Annotated in this window: 1 protein-coding gene; it reads left to right on the forward strand. The window is 50.5% G+C overall.

Features of this window, described 5'->3' with window-relative positions:
* Nucleotides 1-12 precede the first annotated feature (12 nt).
* Entirely contained in the window at nucleotides 13-1203 is a 1191-nt protein-coding gene (gene tuf / locus EJE49_RS08720; RefSeq protein WP_124950068.1) for an elongation factor Tu, read from the forward strand.
* The last annotated feature ends 2 nt before the right edge of the window (nucleotides 1204-1205 follow it).

Consider the following 1205-nt stretch of genomic DNA (forward strand, 5'->3'; position numbering starts at 1 on the left):
AGGATATACATCATGGCAAAAGGCAAGTTTGAACGGACCAAGCCGCACGTTAACGTAGGTACGATTGGCCACGTTGACCACGGCAAGACCACGCTGACCGCAGCGATCACCACCATCTTATCAAAGAAATTTGGTGGCGAAGCGAAGAACTATGCAGAGATTGACTCTGCACCGGAAGAAAAAGCACGTGGTATTACCATTAATACCTCGCACGTTGAGTATGAAACAGAAAAGCGTCACTACGCACACGTAGACTGCCCGGGTCACGCGGATTACATCAAGAACATGATTACCGGCGCAGCGCAAATGGACGGCGCAATTCTGGTTGTTTCTGCAGCTGACGGTCCAATGCCTCAGACACGTGAACACATCCTGCTGGCGCGTCAGGTTGGCGTACCGTACATCGTCGTGTACATGAACAAAGCAGACATGGTTGATGATGCTGAGTTACTGGAACTGGTTGAAATGGAAATTCGTGAATTGCTCAGCAAATACGACTTCCCGGGTGATGACACGCCAGTGATTACTGGTTCCGCCCTGAAGGCACTGGAAGGTGACCAAACAGAAATCGGCGAGCCATCCATCTACCGTTTGGCAGATGCATTAGATAGCTACATCCCAGACCCAGATCGTGCTGTAGACGGCGCCTTCCTGATGCCAGTTGAAGACGTATTCTCCATCTCGGGTCGCGGAACTGTTGTAACCGGTCGTATTGAGCGCGGTATCGTTAAAGTCGGCGAAGAAGTGGAAATCGTCGGACTTAACCCAACCCTCAAAACCACCTGTACCGGTGTTGAGATGTTCCGTAAATTGCTTGACCAAGGTCAGGCTGGCGACAACGTTGGTGTATTGCTGCGTGGTACCAAGCGTGAAGAAGTTCAGCGCGGTCAAGTTTTGGCCAAGCCGGGTTCTATCAAGCCGCATACTAAATTCAGCGCAGAAATCTATGTGCTGTCTAAAGATGAAGGTGGTCGTCATACCCCATTCTTCAATGGCTACCGTCCACAGTTCTACTTCCGTACCACAGACGTAACCGGTGCAGTTGAACTGCCAGCGGGTACCGAAATGGTTATGCCAGGCGATAACGTATCAGTAACTGTTGCACTGATTGCACCTATCGCTATGGAAGACGGTCTGCGCTTCGCAATTCGCGAAGGTGGCCGTACCGTAGGTGCTGGTGTGGTTGCTAAAATTATTGAGTAATT

Origin of the sequence: Sulfuriferula thiophila (genome assembly GCF_003864975.1) — a bacterium.
In the GTDB taxonomy this organism is placed as follows: domain Bacteria; phylum Pseudomonadota; class Gammaproteobacteria; order Burkholderiales; family Sulfuriferulaceae; genus Sulfuriferula; species Sulfuriferula thiophila.